Below are 17,214 nucleotides of genomic sequence, written 5' to 3'. Positions count from 1 at the left end.
TATTAGGATCAATTAACCCTTGAAACCTGATTTTTAATCATCAAAAAAGCCATTTGAAATAAAATTCAAATGGCTTTTTTGATATCATGGGCTCTTTAATGTCAAAATCACACCCAATCCACTCCTTTAACCAATAATTTCTGAGTTTCTAGTCCCAAAGGATAATCTGAATAGTTGTGCATATAATCCCAACTTGCTAAAGGAGGTAAGCTCATTAAAATGGATTCCGTTCTTCCATTCGTCTCTAATCCGAATTTAGTGCCCCGGTCATGAACCAAATTAAATTCCACATATCTTCCTCTACGTAGTAATTGAAATGCCTTTTCTGCTTCACCAAATGGACGGATAGCATTTTCCTGCATCAAATAACTATAGATAGGAACAAAAGCCTCTCCTATCGCCTTCACAAACTCAAAATTGGCTAGTTTTTCTTCCAAAGTTTTGGCCTTGATATAATCAAAAAATATCCCTCCGATTCCCCGCGTTTCTTCACGGTGTGAATTAAAGAAATAATCATCTGCCCAAGTTTTATATTTCGGGTAATACTCCTTATCAAACCGATCACAAACTGCCTTAATCTGTTCATGAAACCATTTTGCCTGCTCCGGAATGATGATATGAGGGGTCAGATCGATACCCCCTCCAAACCAATGTTCACCATTGCTTAATTCAAAATAGCGAACATTCATGTGAATAATAGGAACCCATGGATTGATGGGATGCATCACAATGGACACTCCTGAGGCAAAAAAATCTACTTCCTCTTTTATATCAAGACTTTTCACCATTTTGGGATGTAAAGGACCAAATACAGCAGAAAAATTGACTCCGGCCTTTTCTAAGATATTTCCGTTCACGATGACACGTGATCGACCTCCCCCACCTTCTTTACGCTTCCATTGATCTTCTTTAAATCGACTTCCACCATCGACAGCTTCTATGCCTCTACAGATAGAATCCTGCAAACCTTTGAAATAATCAGCTATGACTTCCTTACGCATACTTATTGAGGAGAATGTTGATTGGTATCTGGTGTTTCTGATGGACTTCCTAACAATGAATTGAGAGAATCCAATTCCGAGTCACTGACTTGTAGTGAATCAGGCAAAGTACTATAAGCACTTTGACAATTAAAATCTTTTTTGACCACACGCTTGTCGAGTTTATCGAATGGCACAGGTTTATAATTAGCCAATAAAGGGTCATTGACCACTTTGATCATAAATCGCTTGTAGATAGGTAAGGCTGTTTTAGACCCTTCACCGAGTGCCCCCGTTCGGAAGTGTATAGAACGGTCGTCACCACCAACCCACACACCCGAAATCAAATTATGGGTCATTCCAATAAACCAACCATCCGAATGATTCGAGGTCGTTCCTGTTTTTGCAGCAAATGCAGGTGCATAACGATTATTGGTTGGTAATAAGACCTCTCCTTCATTCCAAAGTAAGGAACTTCCAGTCCCTCCTTCATATACCACTCCCTCTAACATGGAACGAACCAATTGGGCCGATTCTTTTTTAATCACTCGGTAAGAAACAGGATCAAATCGCTGTAATACTTTACCATTTTGATCTTTAATCTCCTGAACTATCATAGGTTCTACATGAATTCCTTCATTGACAAATGCAGAGTAGGCCCCAATCATTTCATATAAAGACACATCAAAGGAACCTAAACCAATGGAAGGAACAGCTTTCAATGGACTCTTAATACCCATTTTCTGTGCATAATACATGACAGTATCTGCGCCCACCTCATTGGTTAATCGAGCTGTAATGGAATTAATGGATTTAGCTAGAGCACGACGAATTGGCATAGCAGAATAAGAAAATGTACCATCCGCATTGGAAGGACGCCAAATTTTCTTTTCCCCTTTTTCTTCTACTTCTAACTCAAATGGCTCATCAGTCATCATGTAGCATGGCGACAAATCCTTGGGACCATCAATGGCGGCGGTATATACAAATGGTTTGAAGGTTGAACCTGGCTGGCGTCTCGACTGTTTGACGTGATCGTATTTAAAATACTTAAAATCCAATCCCCCTACCCAAGCTTTAATATGTCCAGTATAAGGATCTAAGGTCATCATGCCCGACTGCAAGAAACGCTTATAATACTGAATAGAATCATAAGCACTCATGGTCATTTGTTCTTCACCTAAAGTAGATCTAGAATAAACCCACATTTTCCGTTTTACATTTTTCATGTAATGCATGACAGAATCAGGATTCTTGGGATATTTATGTACTAATGCCTTATAATATTCTGTACGTTTGGCGACCGTATCAATGAAACCTGGAATTTCTTTACCATGCTCATCTACCCAAGGATTTTGTCCCGTCCAGTGATTATCAAAGGTTTTTTGAATGGAACGCATACCTGACTCTACAGCCTGTTCAGCATGAATTTGCATCCTTGAATCAATGGTGGTATAAATTTTCAAACCATCTCGATACAAGTCAATTTCCATGTCATTGGCTTTGGCCCACTCATTCAAATATTTGGCAATTGCCACTTTAAAATAATTACCCGTACCATCATATGGCGATTCCTCATTGGAATGCAACTCAATCGGCATTTTAGCCAATGAATCATAGGCATTTTTCTTGACATATCCCGCTTTCACCATTTGAGCTAATACCACATTACGACGCTTCCATGCCCTATTTTGCTCCAAAGGTTTGCCTTCATACCTTTTAGGATTATAGGTCGTGGTTGCTTTCTGAAGCCCGACTAAAATAGCCGCTTCTTGAATATTCAATGAATCAGGAGAGGTGTTAAAATAGGTTTTGGAAGCCACTTTAATACCATAGGCATTATTTCCATAATCTACCGTATTTAAGTACCAAAGGATGATTTCATCTTTGGTATAGAATCTTTCCAGCTTGATAGCCGTAACCCATTCTTTAGATTTGTAGATTAATTTACTCAGGCCTGGAACATAACCGAACAAACCTGTTTTGGTAAAGCTCTTTTTGGTTCGCGTTTTGAATAAATTCTTAGCTAACTGTTGAGAAATAGTACTTCCACCCCCACGATCTCCGCCTTTTACTAAACCAACAGCTACCCCAGCCCAAGCTTGAAAGTCAATACCTGTATGCTCATAAAAACGCGCATCCTCCGTGGCTACTAATGCTTGTACCAAATAAGGAGAAAGTAGTTTGTAATCACGTATGGGGGTTCTATTTTCTGCAAAATACTTACCAAGCAAAACTCCATCGGCGGAATAAATTTCAGAAGCTTGCGACAATTTGGGATTTTGTAATTCATCAACACCCGGCATTTCACCAGTCAACCAAAAGACATTGGTTTCAATCACAAAAAGGTAAATGAGCACATACATGACAACTTTCCCAGCCACTTTCCACATGGTCACTATGGGCCGATAATAGGGTGAACTACGATCTACATGTGCTTCATAATATGCTTCAATCAATCGCCATTTAGTCCTAAGAAAAAAAATGGTCATAGCCACTTGACCAACTAACCAAGAATACTTTTTTTCACCTAAGACTCGGGCTAATAAGGGCAATAAAAAAGCAGTTAAACGCTCCAATCCTGTCCAGAAAAGGCTTTTAAGCTGTTGAACGATTGCGCGAATTCGTTGTAGCATAAATGGATTGAATTATTCCGTTTCTAATTTTTCTAAGATACTCATTAAATCCGTAAAATCCCTAAAGCCTGGCCTATCCTCTTGGCCTGCCACTAGACCGATACCTTGGATCGAACTTTGCTCTACCCATTCTTCTACATCTTCTTCTGGAAGCTCCAATCCCAATATAACAGGATATTGGGCTGCCCAAGTTTCTATTTGAGCTTCCATACCTTGTAGAGAGTCAGGAGAATCAGCTACTAATAAAAAATAGCTTACATAAGGAGCTGCGGTAGCAAATAATGCAGGTAAATTATCCGTGTCGATATTGACACGCATCATTTTGGGAATATCCAATTCCAATAAACGGGGCAAAGCTGCTCGAGAATCCACTTCTATCCAATCAGGAGCATAGTTTTGCACAATTTCTTTCATTTGATCGGCAGAAACACCAGAAAGTTCTGCTACTATTTCTACGCCACTCAACCAATTCCTAATTTCTTTGTATTTATCTAATGGCATCTCATATAAGGCAAAACCTAACCAATCAACCCCCATGCCGGCACAGTAGCGAGCGTCTGAAAGGTTAGCAATTGATGAAACCTTAACGCGTGTTTTTAACATCATATTCTCTTCTAAAACAATTGGCAAAACTACGGTTTAGGACGTGAATTACAAATAAAAATGACTTATTGGAGAAATAAATCACTAAATTGCGGAAAATTTCTGCAGGCTTTGAACCTGAAATGAATATGGAAACAAAAGGACGCGTTCTCGTCGCTATGAGCGGCGGCATTGACAGCTCGGTCGCAGCTGTTTTATTACACGAACAAGGTTATGAAGTTATTGGCATGACCATGAAAACATGGGACTATGCTAGTTCGGGCGGAACAAAAAAAGAAACAGGTTGCTGTTCTTTGGATTCCATCAATGATGCCCGACACATTGCTGTATCCTTGGGATTCCCTCACTATATTTTGGACATCAGAGAAGAATTTGGGGATTCTGTTATCGATTATTTCACCCATGAATATGTAGAGGGTCGTACTCCTAACCCCTGTGTGATGTGCAATACCCATATTAAATGGGATGCCCTTTTGCGCAGAGCTGATCAATTGGGATGTGAATTCATTGCTACAGGTCATTATGCCCAAATACGCCAAGAAAATGGACGATATGTCATTTCCAAAGGTGTAGATGCCTTGAAAGATCAAAGTTACGTGCTTTGGGGAGTATCGCAGGAAAGCCTAGCTAGGACTATCCTGCCTCTAGGACACTTAACCAAGCAACACATCCGTGAGATGGCTACAGAGCGTGGCTTTGTCGATTTAGTCAATAAATCAGAAAGCTACGAAATCTGTTTTGTGCCTGATAATGATTACCGTGGATTTCTAAAAAGACGTTTACCTGAATTAGAAGAAGCAGTACATGGGGGCAACTTCGTCGACCAAGCTGGGAAAATCATTGGTAAACATGAAGGCTATCCTTTTTATACCATTGGTCAAAGAAAAGGCCTAGGTAAAGCTTTTGGATTCCCCGCCTTTGTGACGGAAATTCGCAAAGAGACCAATGAAGTAGTGATAGGGAAATTAGAAGATTTGAACAGAACAGGGATGTACGTGGGTCAATTAAATATGCAGAAATATGCTGAAATACCCGCAGGTGGACTAGAAACCATAACCAAAGTACGGTACAAAGATCCTGGCACTGAGGCCAAAATTGAGCAATTTAAAGATAAAATCAAGGTTGAATTTCACGATGAAGTGGCTGGCATAGCTCCAGGACAAGCCGCTGTATTTTATGAAGGGGATGATGTGGTTGGCGGAGGATGGATTTTAAAATCCTTTCAAAAAGGTAGTGTTTTTGAAAACATTCAGTCTTTTGAATGATGAAACTAGTAACCTTAACCTGCTTATTGATTCTGTTTTGTATATAATTCAATTTGGCCCAACCAACTAAAAGCTGTCCTAAATCAGATATTAGCGTTTTAGTGATGGGGACTTCGGTCGACAGGGTGAATACCACCAAAAAGAAGTAGCTAACCAAATGGCTATTACAGGTACTGAAGCAGAAATCGATTTCATCATCACCACAGGAGACAATATGTATCCCAAAGGAGTAGCTAGTGCATTAGATCCTGCTTGGAGAAGTAGTTATGAAGATATTTATCTTGGACATAGCCTGCATGTCAATTGGTATCCTGTTTTAGGAAATCACGACTATGCAGGAAACCCTCAAGCCGAAATTGATTATTCTCAAATCAGCAGAAGAAGGAATATGCCTACCCGCTACTATTCGAAAACCTATAAATTATCAGATGGAAGCCGTGAATGTAGATTTCTATTTGGCCGGACATGAGCATCATTTAGAATACCATCAGCTTAGCCCCAAACTTCATCACATGATTTCTGGGGCTGGAAGTAAAATAACCCCTTTAAAATCGACTGAAAAAGCCAAGTTTGCACAATCTGTCAATGGCTTTGCCGCATTTTTCATTCAACCCAAAGTATTGGTATTCCAATTTATCGATGAAAAGGGAAATACCCTCTTTAGTCAACAAATCAAAAAATAATCCATTCTTCCATTTTAGCTTTTCAGCACGTATTGACAATAAGTCAAGATATTAAAACAGTAAAATATTATCGTATTAAATGAATTAAAGCATCAAGGTTCGTATATTACCATTGATAATTGGTATTTTCGTACCTGATTTTTCGTTCATTAAATGTGTTTTACAATTGAAATTTATACCCAAATTAGGTTTTAAAGAAGATCTCAAAATGGAAGGGTTTGAGAGCATCGATTTGCAAGAATTTTCTAAGCGAGATTGGTCTAGTTTGGAACCCAATACTCCCTTTTCCCCGCATCGACTAGATTTTTTTGTCCTATTAGTTATTACCCAAGGATCTGTCCGACATAAAGTTGATTTAAAAGAATTCTTAGTTCAGGAGAATGAATGTTTGATTATTTCTCCCAATCAAATTCATGCCTTAAATAGTGAGTCAGATTACCATGGATATTTCTTTTTGTTCACCAAAGAATATTTATTAAACTATTTTACGCCAAATACGTATTTTCATATTTCTCAATTATTCAATTACCATCTATTTAACCCTGTATATCAGCTAGATGAGTGCATGATGGATTATGCTGGAAGGGTGGCATCAGAATACATTTACAGCCCTTATCTGCTTAAAAATCAAATTATCTCTTCTTTGTTTTCTATTATTTTATACAAATTAAATAACAGAAACTTACTCATTCAGTCTCATCAAAACTCCAAGCAAGGTTTTGATTTGTTTGAAAAATTCAAAAACATGATTGAGGAAGAATACCCTAACAGTAGGAATGTCAATGATTACGCCGACAAAATGAATATTTCCTACAAGCATCTCAATGAGATTTCCAAGCGATTTACCAATAGGACCGCCAAGGAGTTTTTAGATGATTACATCATCCTGGAAATTAAGAGAAAACTAAGCTCAACAAGCCTCTCTGTCAAGGAAATTTGCTTTATTATTGGCTTTGATGAACCAACCAATTTCATCAAATACTTCAAAAAAACTACAGGAATCACCCCTCTTGAATTTAGGTCAAAAAACAAATAAGGTTTCATATTTACCATTATCTGTCACAGATTAACCTTTAGGTAACAAGTATTTTTGTTGAATTTTGTTACGTTATAGCTAGAACATACCATTCTATTTTATGATTTTGGACAAGACATTATCAAAAATTATATTATTTAATTCCGCCTTTTAATTACCAAATCCTGTGTTCATATAATAAGGTGTAAACATTAACTTGTTTACACCTTTCTTTTTCTAGGCCATTTAACTTAATTACCTTCCTCCAGCATTTCTTTGGGCACTTTTCTGTTCCTCTCCATTTGAATAATTTCTACATCAAATATCCTGGAGCAATCTATTTTTAATTGGATAGCAGTTTGTATTGGGTGAAAACCATGCTGACCTGCTGCACCTGGATTAATAAAAAGCATATTATTCCGCTTTATATCCCGCTTAACTTGTAAAATATGGGAATGACCACAAACAAAGATTTGAGGTATTCCTTTAGAAAAAGCCTCATATGCATCAGGCTTATAAGAGGAAGGTGCCCCAGCAATGTGCGTCATTGCGATATTGACTTCTTCGCATCGAAACCGCATAATTTTGGGATACATATTGCGGATTGTTCTATCATCAATATTACCATATACTCCAGCTATAGGCTTTTTGTAGGCAATTAATTGATCTGCCAATTGTACAGAACCCCAATCTCCCGCATGCCAAATCTGATCACAGGCTTGCAAATGAGGTTCCAATCGAGGATCTAAATAGGAATGCGTATCTGAAATAATCAAAATTTTCTTCACGCTACTCTGCCCTTTTATTTTTTAATGAAATCAATAATTTATCTGCAATCAAGCTATTGGAGAGCCAGGCTTTTTTCTCCCCTTGAAATGCAGCCATCAGCTCCTTGTTTAATTGAGCATCTGCATTCACCCAGCTTGGAGAACCTGCCTCTTTATAAGCTGAATACCAAAATGAGGCCACTCGGTGCGCTGAAACCAACATACGATCCTGTACCTTATCGCCCAATCGATTGCCATATGCTTGAATAAACTCTTTAGTATAATAATTCAAGGTTCTTCCATTTCTTACCACTTGCATATGTTTCTTTTCCGCTCCCACTACTACCGTAACCTCCTTTTCTACTTGAAACAGTTCAGGCAACATAGCATGAGATTCCAATAAAATCTCAAAAATAAAGTCTTGAGGTTTAGCGATATAAACGAGTGGTTTTGCTTGGTAAGTAGCTAAATGATATTGCGACAATTGCTCTTCTGGAACTAAACTTTCCCATAAAGCATGTAAACCTTTTTGTCCAGTCAATTGTCCATCATGATTTTTGGTTGTGTGCAATGGCACATGTGCATCCGCCACATAATGACCTAAGTCTGCTGCATAAAACAACACAGAATCTCTCATTTCCATTTTAAAGGCATTGACCAATCGACCATAGACACGAACTACCTCCCATGGGACTAAACCCTCCTTACGAAGTGAATCAAAACCATATTTCGCCACAGCTGCCGTATAGTCATGAGGTATATCTGTTCTATAATTAGCTCCAAAAATGGCCGCATCCATATCTAAATAATGCTTAGATTCTTCTGATTTATCTTCATTTCGACGAACATCTGGTCGGACGGATTGATTAACTAAATAATCTTGATTAGCAAAAAAATATGCTCCCAATGGTTCAGGTAAAGCATAAATAGACACTTGCTGTAAGGTCTTATGAGCTAAAAAACCCCAGGAAGAAATGATTAGAGTAAATGGAATAATGAGTAAAAATAAACGCTTAGGATTTTTCATCTTGAATTTGTTGAATGAATGATTTAGGGGATTTCCCATATTGTTTTTTAAAGGCACGAGTAAAATAAGCAGGGTCATTAAATCCAACCTGATAAGCTACTTCTGAAATATTAAACTCTGAATTTTCTAACAATAACTTAGCTTGTTGCAATCGGATAGAACGAATAAACTCATTTCCCGCTAGGGATGTTAAGTTCTTCAGTTTTCGATACAACTGCATTTTGCTCATATCTAATCCCTTTTCTAAATCATCCACATCAAATTCGGCTTCTGAAAGATGATTTATAACCAATTGAGTGGCTTTTTGCAAGAAAGGGTCTTCATATACAGGTAGTTTTCCTTCTGTAAGCCCTTGTTGGATCATCTGCTTTTGCCAGTTTTTCCGCATTCTCTCCTTCGTTTCTAGCAATTTATTCACCCGAATTTCTAAAATATCAGCATTGAATGGCTTGGAAACAAAATCGTCTGCCCCTGCTTGCATACCTTCGATTTGACTTTCATGAGAACTTTTTGATGTTAGAATCAACAAAGGGATATGGTTCGTCTTCGGATTTTGTCGCAATGCCCTACATAAATTCACCCCACTCATTCCGGGCATCATCCAGTCGGTGATGAGCACATCTGGAATAAACTTTAAGGCCATTTCTAAGGCGTCCTCACCCCTTTCTGCTTGGATAATTTGGAATCGATTTTTGAAAATATCTGAGATAAAAAGGCGCATTTCCGCATGATCGTCCACCACCATTAAAATTTGTTTTTCTTGTTCTATTTCCAGTTCATCAGCCTTCTTACTGGTTGATACTTTGTCCATTGTTGGAAAAATACTGTAGGCAAGGATCCAAGAAGGGTCAAAGTCGTTTTTAGTTACAGGAAAGTCAATACAAAAATCACTTCCCTTCCCTAATTCACTACTTACATGAATATGACCCAAATGTAACTCCATTAACTCCTTACATAAGGATAGACCTACCCCTGTTCCCACTCGACCAATGGAATCTGGTACTTGATAAAATCGATTAAATATATGCGGCAGATGAGTAGAATCAATTCCTTTCCCGGTATCCATGACATGGATTTTCACCACTTGTACCTCCTCTTCTGAATCAGCCTTAAACTGTTTAATTAAATCCATCTTTACCGCTATGGTACCATCTTCGGGAGTATGCTTAAAGGCATTGGAAAGTAAGTTACTGATACATTTTTCGATAATATCGGCATCGTAATAAACGAATAAAGAATCCACGGGCGCAGTCCATTTTAACTTGATCTGCTTTTGAACGGCATAAGTCTCAAAACCTTGTAGAATACCATTGACCTGCAAAATCAAATCATGTTGAGCTATAACAGGTTGTTGTTTACCGGCTTCAATTTTCGACAAATCCAATAATTGATTGATCAGGTGCAATAACTTTTGGGCATTCTGGTATATGGCCAAAATTCTTGACTTCTGCTCTTTATTGGCTTGGGTATTATTTAAAAAATACTTTTCCAATGGACTAATAATCAAAGTCAAAGGAGTTCTTAATTCGTGAGAGATATTGGTGAAAAAATGAGTTTTCACTTGCTCCAATTCGCGGATACGTTCTTTTTCTATTTCCTTCATCCGCAGATCCGTTTTGAATGCTTCTCGGATTCTAACTTCTCTCATAAAACCAAATACCATTCCCAACAACAGCAAGGTATACATTCCATATGCCCACCAAGTTCTATACCATGGTGGCAAAACTGTAATTTTCAACTCAAATGGGTTCTCCCCCCAGACACCATCCGAATTGGTAGCCTTTACTTTAAAGGTATAATCTCCTGGATTCAAATTGGTATACGTAGCCGAACGCTGTGTACCTACTTCATTCCATTCCTTATCAAATCCTTCTAAATAATACGCATAACGGTTATTTTTGGGTCTTTGATATTCCAAGGCGACAAAGTCTAAACTAAATACGGTCTGATCTGGTTGAAGGATTAAGTGCTTAGTTTGAAGGATATCCTTATCCAATGGAGAATTCTCATCGCCTACTTTAACGGGCTTATTAAATATTTTCAAACCTGTCAAATAGATAGGAGGAATATCCATTTTCATCCTCAAACTATCTGCTTTGATAAAATTAAGGCCATTGGCACCACCAAAAAACAACCAGTCCTTATTATTTTGACTATATGCATTGGCCAGAAACTCTTTTCCCTGTAATCCGTCTAATTCATCAAAATTGACAAATTTAAGCGTCTTGGAATTCATTTTTGAAATCCCTCCATTGGTACTTATCCAAAGATTTCCTTGTTTATCTTCCATCATACTTCTCAAGGTATTAGAAGCTAAACCATCCGCCACTGTAAAGTTTCTAAATCCTTTCCCGGGCCCATGATACAGATGTAAACCACCACCATTGGTCAATACCCAGATCCGCCTATTTCGATCTTGGAATATCTTAGTAATATTATTGTAACGAATACCATTAGCTGATCCATTTTTGTCGATATGCGCCAAGCTTTGGGTTGCTATGTTATAGACATAAATTCCAAAACCCGTAGTTCCAATCCAAATTTGCCTATTTTCATCTACCAAAAGGCTGGAAATATTTTTTGCTCCAAAATTCTTACTCCCTAAAATGGGATAAGGGATTCGGTATTTTTTACTAGCTATGTCAAATTCAATAACGCCCAAGCCAGCGGTACCCAGTAATAATTTATCCCCCATCAAATTCATGGCTGTCAAATTAGCTGCACGATTACCCAATTGATAAGGATAAGCCACTTGCTTTCTTTGAGGTGTTAAATTGATTAATCCATGGCCCCATACTCCAATCCACAGATTTCCTTCTGAATCAGACTGCAATAAACTGACATCAAAATCCGCTACGGGATTTAATTTATTCACTCCTGCATTATTGATGATATGTTCTATTTTGCCCGTTTTATAATTGAAATAAGACAAACCCACATTCAATCCAATCCAAACACCATTGGGGTCAGTTTTACTCGCACTGATGGCGGTAACTTTATTACTTAATAAGCCTTGTAAGGTATTAGGCTTATACCTTAAAATGGAAAAGCGAGGCTTTTGAAAAAAAGCAATATTCAAACCAGCTTCCCAAGTGCCCACCCAGGTATTTAGGTTTGCATCGGTAAATAAACTAGTAACAGAAAATGAGCTAATCCCTAAATCGGGATCTGGATTAGAGGATATTTGATAATAAGAAGAATAATCTTCTTTTTTCAATACGTAAACACCATTATCTGTCCCTATCCATAAATTTCTATAGGCATCCTTGGTCAAACTCGTGACGATGTTTTGTCTACTTAATGGGCTTTGAGCATTATAAAAAACTCGTGTAAAGTGCTGATTTTGAGGATTAAAACGAAATAATCCACGCCCTTCTGTTCCGATAAGGATATCTCCATTGAAGGATTCATTGATTACTCGAACCCGATAATCAGGTGTATTATTATTTTCTGCCAATTTAAAGGGTAAATAGGATCTTGGTCCTAATCGGGAAATCAATAAACCAGTCCTCGTACCAAACCAAATAGACCCTTTAGAATGTCGATAAATCCGCACTACATCCGCCATCATGGGATTTTTTACATCCGATTCTTTAGCAATCAATTTGTTTTCTCGGGTATCATAAATTAAAATACCTAATCCAGTAGCGGAAACCATGACGCGGTGATTACCTAAATTCAAAATGGATGAAACCGTCATGGAAGAAAAATCTTCCCCATTGGGCCCTTTACTGAAACGATACACCTTTCCAGTGGCTAAGTCGATTTTATTCAATCCCGCATTACGGGTACCTGCCCACATATTCCCTTCATCATCTTCACACATGGTAAAAATATCGCTACCACTGAGTGTGGTGGAATCGGATGGATCACTTCTAAAAACCACAAAATTATTTCCATCATAGCGGTTAAGGCCGTCGGAAGTAGCAAACCAAAGGAAACCTTTTTTATCCTGAATAATTTTGGAGATGGTACTTTGCGACAATCCAGAAGCCGTAGTCAAACGTTCATAACGCTGACTTTTTTGCGCCTGTAAGATATGACTGACGCATAAAATCAAAACCAATAAAAGGCGAAAATGTCGTTTCAAGAGATCAATTATGCAGGATAATAAAAACTAAAATTAGAAAATTATTCCTGAATCCTGAGCTGATTTATCCCTAATTGAAATAAAAGCTTTTGTCGTAATATGACTCAAAAGGCTGATTAAAAGGTTCTTTTTATGCTTAAAATTTTTCAAAATGCCCATTCTGCAAGATATATCCTGATATATGAAAGATTTGTCCTAAAGTATCCAAGCAATGAAACTTAATTTTGAACACGATTTAAGACAAAATAATTTAGTTTTTGTCCTAAACTTTCTCCATCTATTAAATATATCAGAATCAAATTATGAATAAATCATTTGTTTCGTTTTCTGGCAGAAATTTTGACAATAAATTGCCGAAATACCAGCAATTAATTAATTCACTTCTTCAAGATATTGAGATGGGAGAATTGAAACCTGGAGAACGTCTTCCTTCCATCAATGAAGCTTCCGAAGAATGTTATTTATCCAGAGATACAGTAGAAAGAGCTTATACTGAATTACACAAAATGGGAGCCATTACTTCCATTTTTAGAAAAGGATATTTCATTTCTAACTCGTCGTTAAAACTAAAAACGAAAGTGATGTTTTTAGTTGGAAAAATCACCGACACCAATAAGGCCATTTTCAATTCCTTCAATGAAGCGGTAGGCAAAAATGTCCTGGTGGATATATTCACATATCAGTACAAGACACGTCAATTTCAAGAAATATTAGGTCAACAATTGGGTAATTACCATTACTATGTGATTATGCCACATTTGATTGAAGAGGAAGAAGAAAACATTAAATGTTTAAAGAAGATTGCTGGAGATCGCTTGATCTTATTGGACCAACAATTCGAAAGCATGCAAAATACGCATGCGAGCATTGTTTGTCATCCTAAATCCCAAATTATTCAAGAATTTACCAACCATACAAACCTGTTTCAAAAATACCGTTGCTTAAATCTCGTATTAACGGAAGAAGAATACTTCGATGCGGAATTTATCAATGGCTGTGGAGATTTCTGTGAATCCATTAACATGGATTTTAAAGTATTGGATGGTCTGGACGGAGAAGAATTAAACCAAGGTGAATTGTACTTTACCTTGGATGATTCAGACTTAATTCAGGCCATCAAATACGCAGATAAACAAAACTGGAAATTAGGACAAGACATGGGAATCATATCCTATAATGATCAAGGATATAAAGAAATATTATCGGGTGGAATTACGGTACTTTCCAATCAACCTGAGAAAATCGGTCGACAAGCTGCAGCACTTATTGGTGAAAGCTATAAGACCACAGAAGAAATTGATCTGCAATTGATCGTAAGACTATCACTTTAGGGTTTAATTTTGTGGAAACGGGTCATGAAATTCATGACTCGTTTTTTTTGTTGACATACTGAATGTTTCGTTGCAGACCACTTATTTTACTTCGCTTGATGGCGGAATAATGAAATAGTTCTTTAAATACCTCTTCCGACAAAGATTCCCAATCTCCCCTTTCCATCTCTAAAAATGCAGATTTTGCTTCTAACCGAGGTTCCTGATGCGGAGTAGAAAACCGATTCCAAGGACAGACATCTTGGCAAATATCACAACCAAAAATCCAATCTTGAAAATCTGATTTCATGGAAGCGGGAATGCCTGCTTTTAATTCAATGGTGAAATAGGAAATGCATTTTGAACCATCAACCCAATATGGACTTAAAGCCTCGGTAGGACAAGCATCAATGCAACGGGTACAAGTTCCACAAAAATCCTTGATAGGCCCGTCGGGGTCGGCAGGTAGGTCAATGAGCAATTCGGCTATAAAATAGAAACTCCCCTGTTTGGGAATGATTAAGTTACCATTTTTTCCAATCCATCCCATGCCTGACTTTTTAGCCCAGGCCTTTTCTAATACAGGGGCAGAATCAACAAACATACGACCGGAAATTTCACCTAAATCCTCCTGTAGCGCATCCCATAAAACTTGCATCTTATCCTTAACCACACGGTGGTAATCCTCACCATAGGCATATTTGGAAATCTTAAAATGATGATTCAGGGGGATTAATTCCGGATTAGGAAAATAATTGAATACCAAGGAAACCACGGTCTGACAGCCCTCTACCAGTTTTCTAGGGTCTAAACGCTTGTCAAAATGATTGGCCATATAAGCCATTTCTCCCTGTAATCCTTGGTTCAACCAAGCTTCTAATTGAGGGGCTTCTTCCTCCAAAAAATCAGCCTTCGATATTCCACAAAAAGAAAACCCTGCTTCATAAGCCCGTTTTTTAATCAAAGAAGAAACTTGTTTGGAATCTAGTGTCATATTCCTAAAATTACAAAGATGCCTTATCTCTGCCAAACTGTCATAAAATACTTTTTGGCTTATGATTTGTGAGGCTATGAAAGCGTATTAATTTTGCCTTATGAAAAAGAAAGAAAACGAGAATAACTTAGAGGAAGAAAAAATCCAATCCGAAAATCAGGAAAATTTGACAGATAACGAAGAGACCGAAACGCAAGAGACTCCTACGGATGAGTTGGCAGAAATGAAGGAAAAATACCTTCGCTTGTATTCAGACTTTGAAAATTTCAGAAAGCGGACAGCCAAAGAAAAAGTGGAATTAATCCAAACCGCATCAGCAGGTTTGATTGTTGATTTACTTCCCGTAATCGATGATTACGAACGTGCCTTAGCCAACGCTCCAGAAGGAGAAATTTCGGAAGGAATTCAATTGATTTTCGCCAAAATCAATTCCGTATTACAATCAAAAGGATTAAAGGAATTACCAGCAAAAGGAGAAGTATTTGATGCGGAAATACATGATTGTATCACGCAATTTACTGCCCCTACAGAAGCTGATAAAGGAAAGGTGATTGAAGTGATTGAAAAAGGATATACGTTATACGAAAAAGTCATCCGCTTTGCGAAAGTGGTGGTTGGTAATTAATAAGCAAAATGGCTCAAAAAAGAGATTATTACGAGGTATTGGGAGTAGCTAAAACAGCTTCCGAGGAGGAGATTAAGAAGGCATATCGTAAGATGGCCATTAAATACCATCCCGATAAAAACCCTGATAACAAAGAAGCAGAAGAAAAATTCAAAGAAGCAGCTGAGGCTTATGAAGTCCTAAGCAATGCCCAGAAAAAAACTCAGTATGACCGATTTGGACATGCGGGCATGGGTGGAGCAGCTAGTGGCGGTTTCAATGGTGGAAATATGAACATGGAAGATATCTTCTCTCAATTTGGAGATATATTCGGTGACGAAAGTCCATTTGGCGGCTTTTTCTCAGGAGGCCGAGGTGGCGGAGGAAGACGCCAGCGCAAAGGTTCAGACTTACGCATTAAGCTAAAGCTAAATTTGGAAGAGATTGCCAATGGCGTTGAGAAAAAAATTAAAGTTAAACGTCATGTAGCATGTAAGACTTGTTCTGGGAATGGCTCAAAAAATGGGACAGACCTAAAAACCTGCCAAACTTGCCAAGGTTCTGGTCAGGTTCGTCGAGTACAACAAACCATGCTAGGACAAATGGTTACCTCATCTACCTGCCCTACATGTAGTGGAGAAGGGAAAAGTGTGGGAGCTAAATGTGATGTTTGTTTTGGCGAAGGTCGTGTCTTAGAAGAGGAAATTATCCCTATCAAAATTCCTGCTGGTGTATCTAACGATATGCAGTTGTCTATGAATGGAAAAGGAAATGTTCCTCCTCGTGGAGGAGTAGCAGGTGATCTATTGATCGTAATCGAAGAGGAAGCCCATGAGGTATTACACCGTGATGGGAATAATATCATTTATGATTTATATGTCAGCTTTGCTGATGCAGCTTTAGGCACCTCGGTTGAGGTTCCTACGATTGGAGGTAAAGCCAAAATCAATTTAGAGGCAGGAACTCAAAGTGGTAAAATTCTTCGCTTAAAAGGCAAAGGAATCAAAGAATTGAATGGTTACCACGTAGGCGACCAATTGGTTCATGTGAATATCTGGACACCTAAGCAATTGACTAAAGAAGAAACCGAAATCTTAGAGAAATTAAGAAGCTCCGAAAACTTTGCCCCGCAACCCGGTAAATCCGATAAAGGATTCTTCCATAAAGTTCGAGATATGTTCAGTTAGAAATAACTAATACATCTATATAAAACAAAGAAAGGCTTGAATCATCAAGCCTT

The 17,214-nt window shown here is 37.9% G+C and carries 14 protein-coding genes; 7 read left to right on the top strand and 7 right to left on the bottom strand.

Annotated features, from left to right (window positions below):
• Positions 1-107: 107 nt before the first annotated feature.
• From hemF to EWU23_RS00425, 3 genes are read right to left on the bottom strand one after another with little or no spacing between them, the layout of a single operon-like run.
• Positions 108-1,001, bottom strand: a complete 894-nt coding sequence (hemF, locus tag EWU23_RS00435) for an oxygen-dependent coproporphyrinogen oxidase (RefSeq protein ID WP_166227730.1) — start codon at positions 999-1,001, stop codon at positions 108-110.
• A gap of 2 nt (positions 1,002-1,003) precedes the next feature.
• Entirely contained in the window at positions 1,004-3,616 is a 2,613-nt protein-coding gene (locus EWU23_RS00430; RefSeq protein WP_166227728.1) for a transglycosylase domain-containing protein, read from the bottom strand.
• A 12-nt stretch (positions 3,617-3,628) separates the two neighbouring features.
• Complete coding sequence (locus EWU23_RS00425) at positions 3,629-4,222, bottom strand: beta/alpha barrel domain-containing protein (protein ID WP_205753038.1); 594 nt, start codon at positions 4,220-4,222, stop codon at positions 3,629-3,631.
• Between the two features lie 125 nt (positions 4,223-4,347).
• On the opposite strand from EWU23_RS00425, the gene mnmA reads away from it, so the two are divergent.
• From mnmA to EWU23_RS00405, 4 genes are all read left to right on the top strand, one after another.
• Positions 4,348-5,484 (top strand): tRNA 2-thiouridine(34) synthase MnmA, encoded by a 1,137-nt coding sequence (gene mnmA, locus EWU23_RS00420; RefSeq protein WP_166227724.1) that lies wholly within the window; start codon positions 4,348-4,350, stop codon positions 5,482-5,484.
• Between the two features lie 157 nt (positions 5,485-5,641).
• Positions 5,642-5,953 (top strand): metallophosphoesterase, encoded by a 312-nt coding sequence (locus EWU23_RS00415; RefSeq protein ID WP_166227722.1) that lies wholly within the window; start codon positions 5,642-5,644, stop codon positions 5,951-5,953.
• On the top strand, positions 5,913-6,167 hold the full coding sequence (locus EWU23_RS00410; protein ID WP_205753037.1) for a metallophosphoesterase family protein: 255 nt from the start codon (positions 5,913-5,915) through the stop codon (positions 6,165-6,167). The genes EWU23_RS00415 and EWU23_RS00410 overlap by 41 nt, the downstream gene beginning before the upstream one ends.
• Positions 6,168-6,375: 208 nt before the next feature.
• A complete protein-coding gene (locus tag EWU23_RS00405; protein ID WP_205753036.1) occupies positions 6,376-7,203 on the top strand; it encodes an AraC family transcriptional regulator in 828 nt (275 codons plus the stop codon).
• Between the two features lie 230 nt (positions 7,204-7,433).
• On the opposite strand, the gene EWU23_RS00400 is transcribed toward EWU23_RS00405, so the two are convergent.
• From EWU23_RS00400 to EWU23_RS00390, 3 genes are read right to left on the bottom strand one after another with little or no spacing between them, the layout of a single operon-like run.
• Positions 7,434-7,970, bottom strand: coding sequence for a metallophosphoesterase family protein (locus EWU23_RS00400; RefSeq protein WP_166227716.1), 537 nt, complete (start codon positions 7,968-7,970; stop codon positions 7,434-7,436).
• A gap of 1 nt (position 7,971) precedes the next feature.
• A complete protein-coding gene (locus tag EWU23_RS00395; RefSeq protein WP_166227714.1) occupies positions 7,972-8,976 on the bottom strand; it encodes a zinc dependent phospholipase C family protein in 1,005 nt (334 codons plus the stop codon).
• Positions 8,963-13,066 (bottom strand): hybrid sensor histidine kinase/response regulator transcription factor, encoded by a 4,104-nt coding sequence (locus EWU23_RS00390; protein WP_166227712.1) that lies wholly within the window; start codon positions 13,064-13,066, stop codon positions 8,963-8,965. Before EWU23_RS00390 ends, EWU23_RS00395 begins: the two co-directional genes overlap by 14 nt.
• A 302-nt stretch (positions 13,067-13,368) precedes the next feature.
• On the opposite strand from EWU23_RS00390, the gene EWU23_RS00385 reads away from it, so the two are divergent.
• Positions 13,369-14,397 carry a GntR family transcriptional regulator gene (locus EWU23_RS00385; RefSeq protein ID WP_166227710.1) on the top strand — a complete coding sequence of 343 codons (1,029 nt, stop codon included), beginning with the start codon at positions 13,369-13,371 and terminating at the stop codon, positions 14,395-14,397.
• A gap of 31 nt (positions 14,398-14,428) precedes the next feature.
• On the opposite strand, the gene queG is transcribed toward EWU23_RS00385, so the two are convergent.
• Entirely contained in the window at positions 14,429-15,370 is a 942-nt protein-coding gene (queG, locus tag EWU23_RS00380) for a tRNA epoxyqueuosine(34) reductase QueG (protein WP_166227708.1), read from the bottom strand.
• Between the two features lie 100 nt (positions 15,371-15,470).
• On the opposite strand from queG, the gene EWU23_RS00375 reads away from it, so the two are divergent.
• Positions 15,471-15,995, top strand: a complete 525-nt coding sequence (locus EWU23_RS00375) for a nucleotide exchange factor GrpE (RefSeq protein ID WP_166227706.1) — start codon at positions 15,471-15,473, stop codon at positions 15,993-15,995.
• 8 nt (positions 15,996-16,003) lie between these two features.
• On the top strand, positions 16,004-17,161 hold the full coding sequence (gene dnaJ / locus EWU23_RS00370) for a molecular chaperone DnaJ (RefSeq protein ID WP_166227704.1): 1,158 nt from the start codon (positions 16,004-16,006) through the stop codon (positions 17,159-17,161).
• Positions 17,162-17,214: the final 53 nt, after the last annotated feature.

The organism is Aquirufa beregesia (assembly GCF_011090385.1).
Classification (GTDB): domain Bacteria; phylum Bacteroidota; class Bacteroidia; order Cytophagales; family Spirosomataceae; genus Aquirufa; species Aquirufa beregesia.
The sequence above is the reverse complement of the archived record's forward strand: the minus strand, read 5'-3'. Positions and strand labels throughout refer to the sequence as shown.

Coding starts and splice junctions, on each gene's coding strand:
- hemF (WP_166227730.1), bottom strand. CDS start 1,001: ATGCGTAAGGAAGTCATAGCTGATTATTTCAAAGGTTTGCAGGATTCT.
- EWU23_RS00430 (WP_166227728.1), bottom strand. CDS start 3,616: ATGCTACAACGAATTCGCGCAATCGTTCAACAGCTTAAAAGCCTTTTC.
- EWU23_RS00425 (WP_205753038.1), bottom strand. CDS start 4,222: ATGATGTTAAAAACACGCGTTAAGGTTTCATCAATTGCTAACCTTTCA.
- mnmA (WP_166227724.1), top strand. CDS start 4,348: ATGGAAACAAAAGGACGCGTTCTCGTCGCTATGAGCGGCGGCATTGAC.
- EWU23_RS00415 (WP_166227722.1), top strand. CDS start 5,642: ATGGCTATTACAGGTACTGAAGCAGAAATCGATTTCATCATCACCACA.
- EWU23_RS00410 (WP_205753037.1), top strand. CDS start 5,913: ATGGAAGCCGTGAATGTAGATTTCTATTTGGCCGGACATGAGCATCAT.
- EWU23_RS00405 (WP_205753036.1), top strand. CDS start 6,376: ATGGAAGGGTTTGAGAGCATCGATTTGCAAGAATTTTCTAAGCGAGAT.
- EWU23_RS00395 (WP_166227714.1), bottom strand. CDS start 8,976: ATGAAAAATCCTAAGCGTTTATTTTTACTCATTATTCCATTTACTCTA.
- EWU23_RS00385 (WP_166227710.1), top strand. CDS start 13,369: ATGAATAAATCATTTGTTTCGTTTTCTGGCAGAAATTTTGACAATAAA.
- queG (WP_166227708.1), bottom strand. CDS start 15,370: ATGACACTAGATTCCAAACAAGTTTCTTCTTTGATTAAAAAACGGGCT.
- EWU23_RS00375 (WP_166227706.1), top strand. CDS start 15,471: ATGAAAAAGAAAGAAAACGAGAATAACTTAGAGGAAGAAAAAATCCAA.
- dnaJ (WP_166227704.1), top strand. CDS start 16,004: ATGGCTCAAAAAAGAGATTATTACGAGGTATTGGGAGTAGCTAAAACA.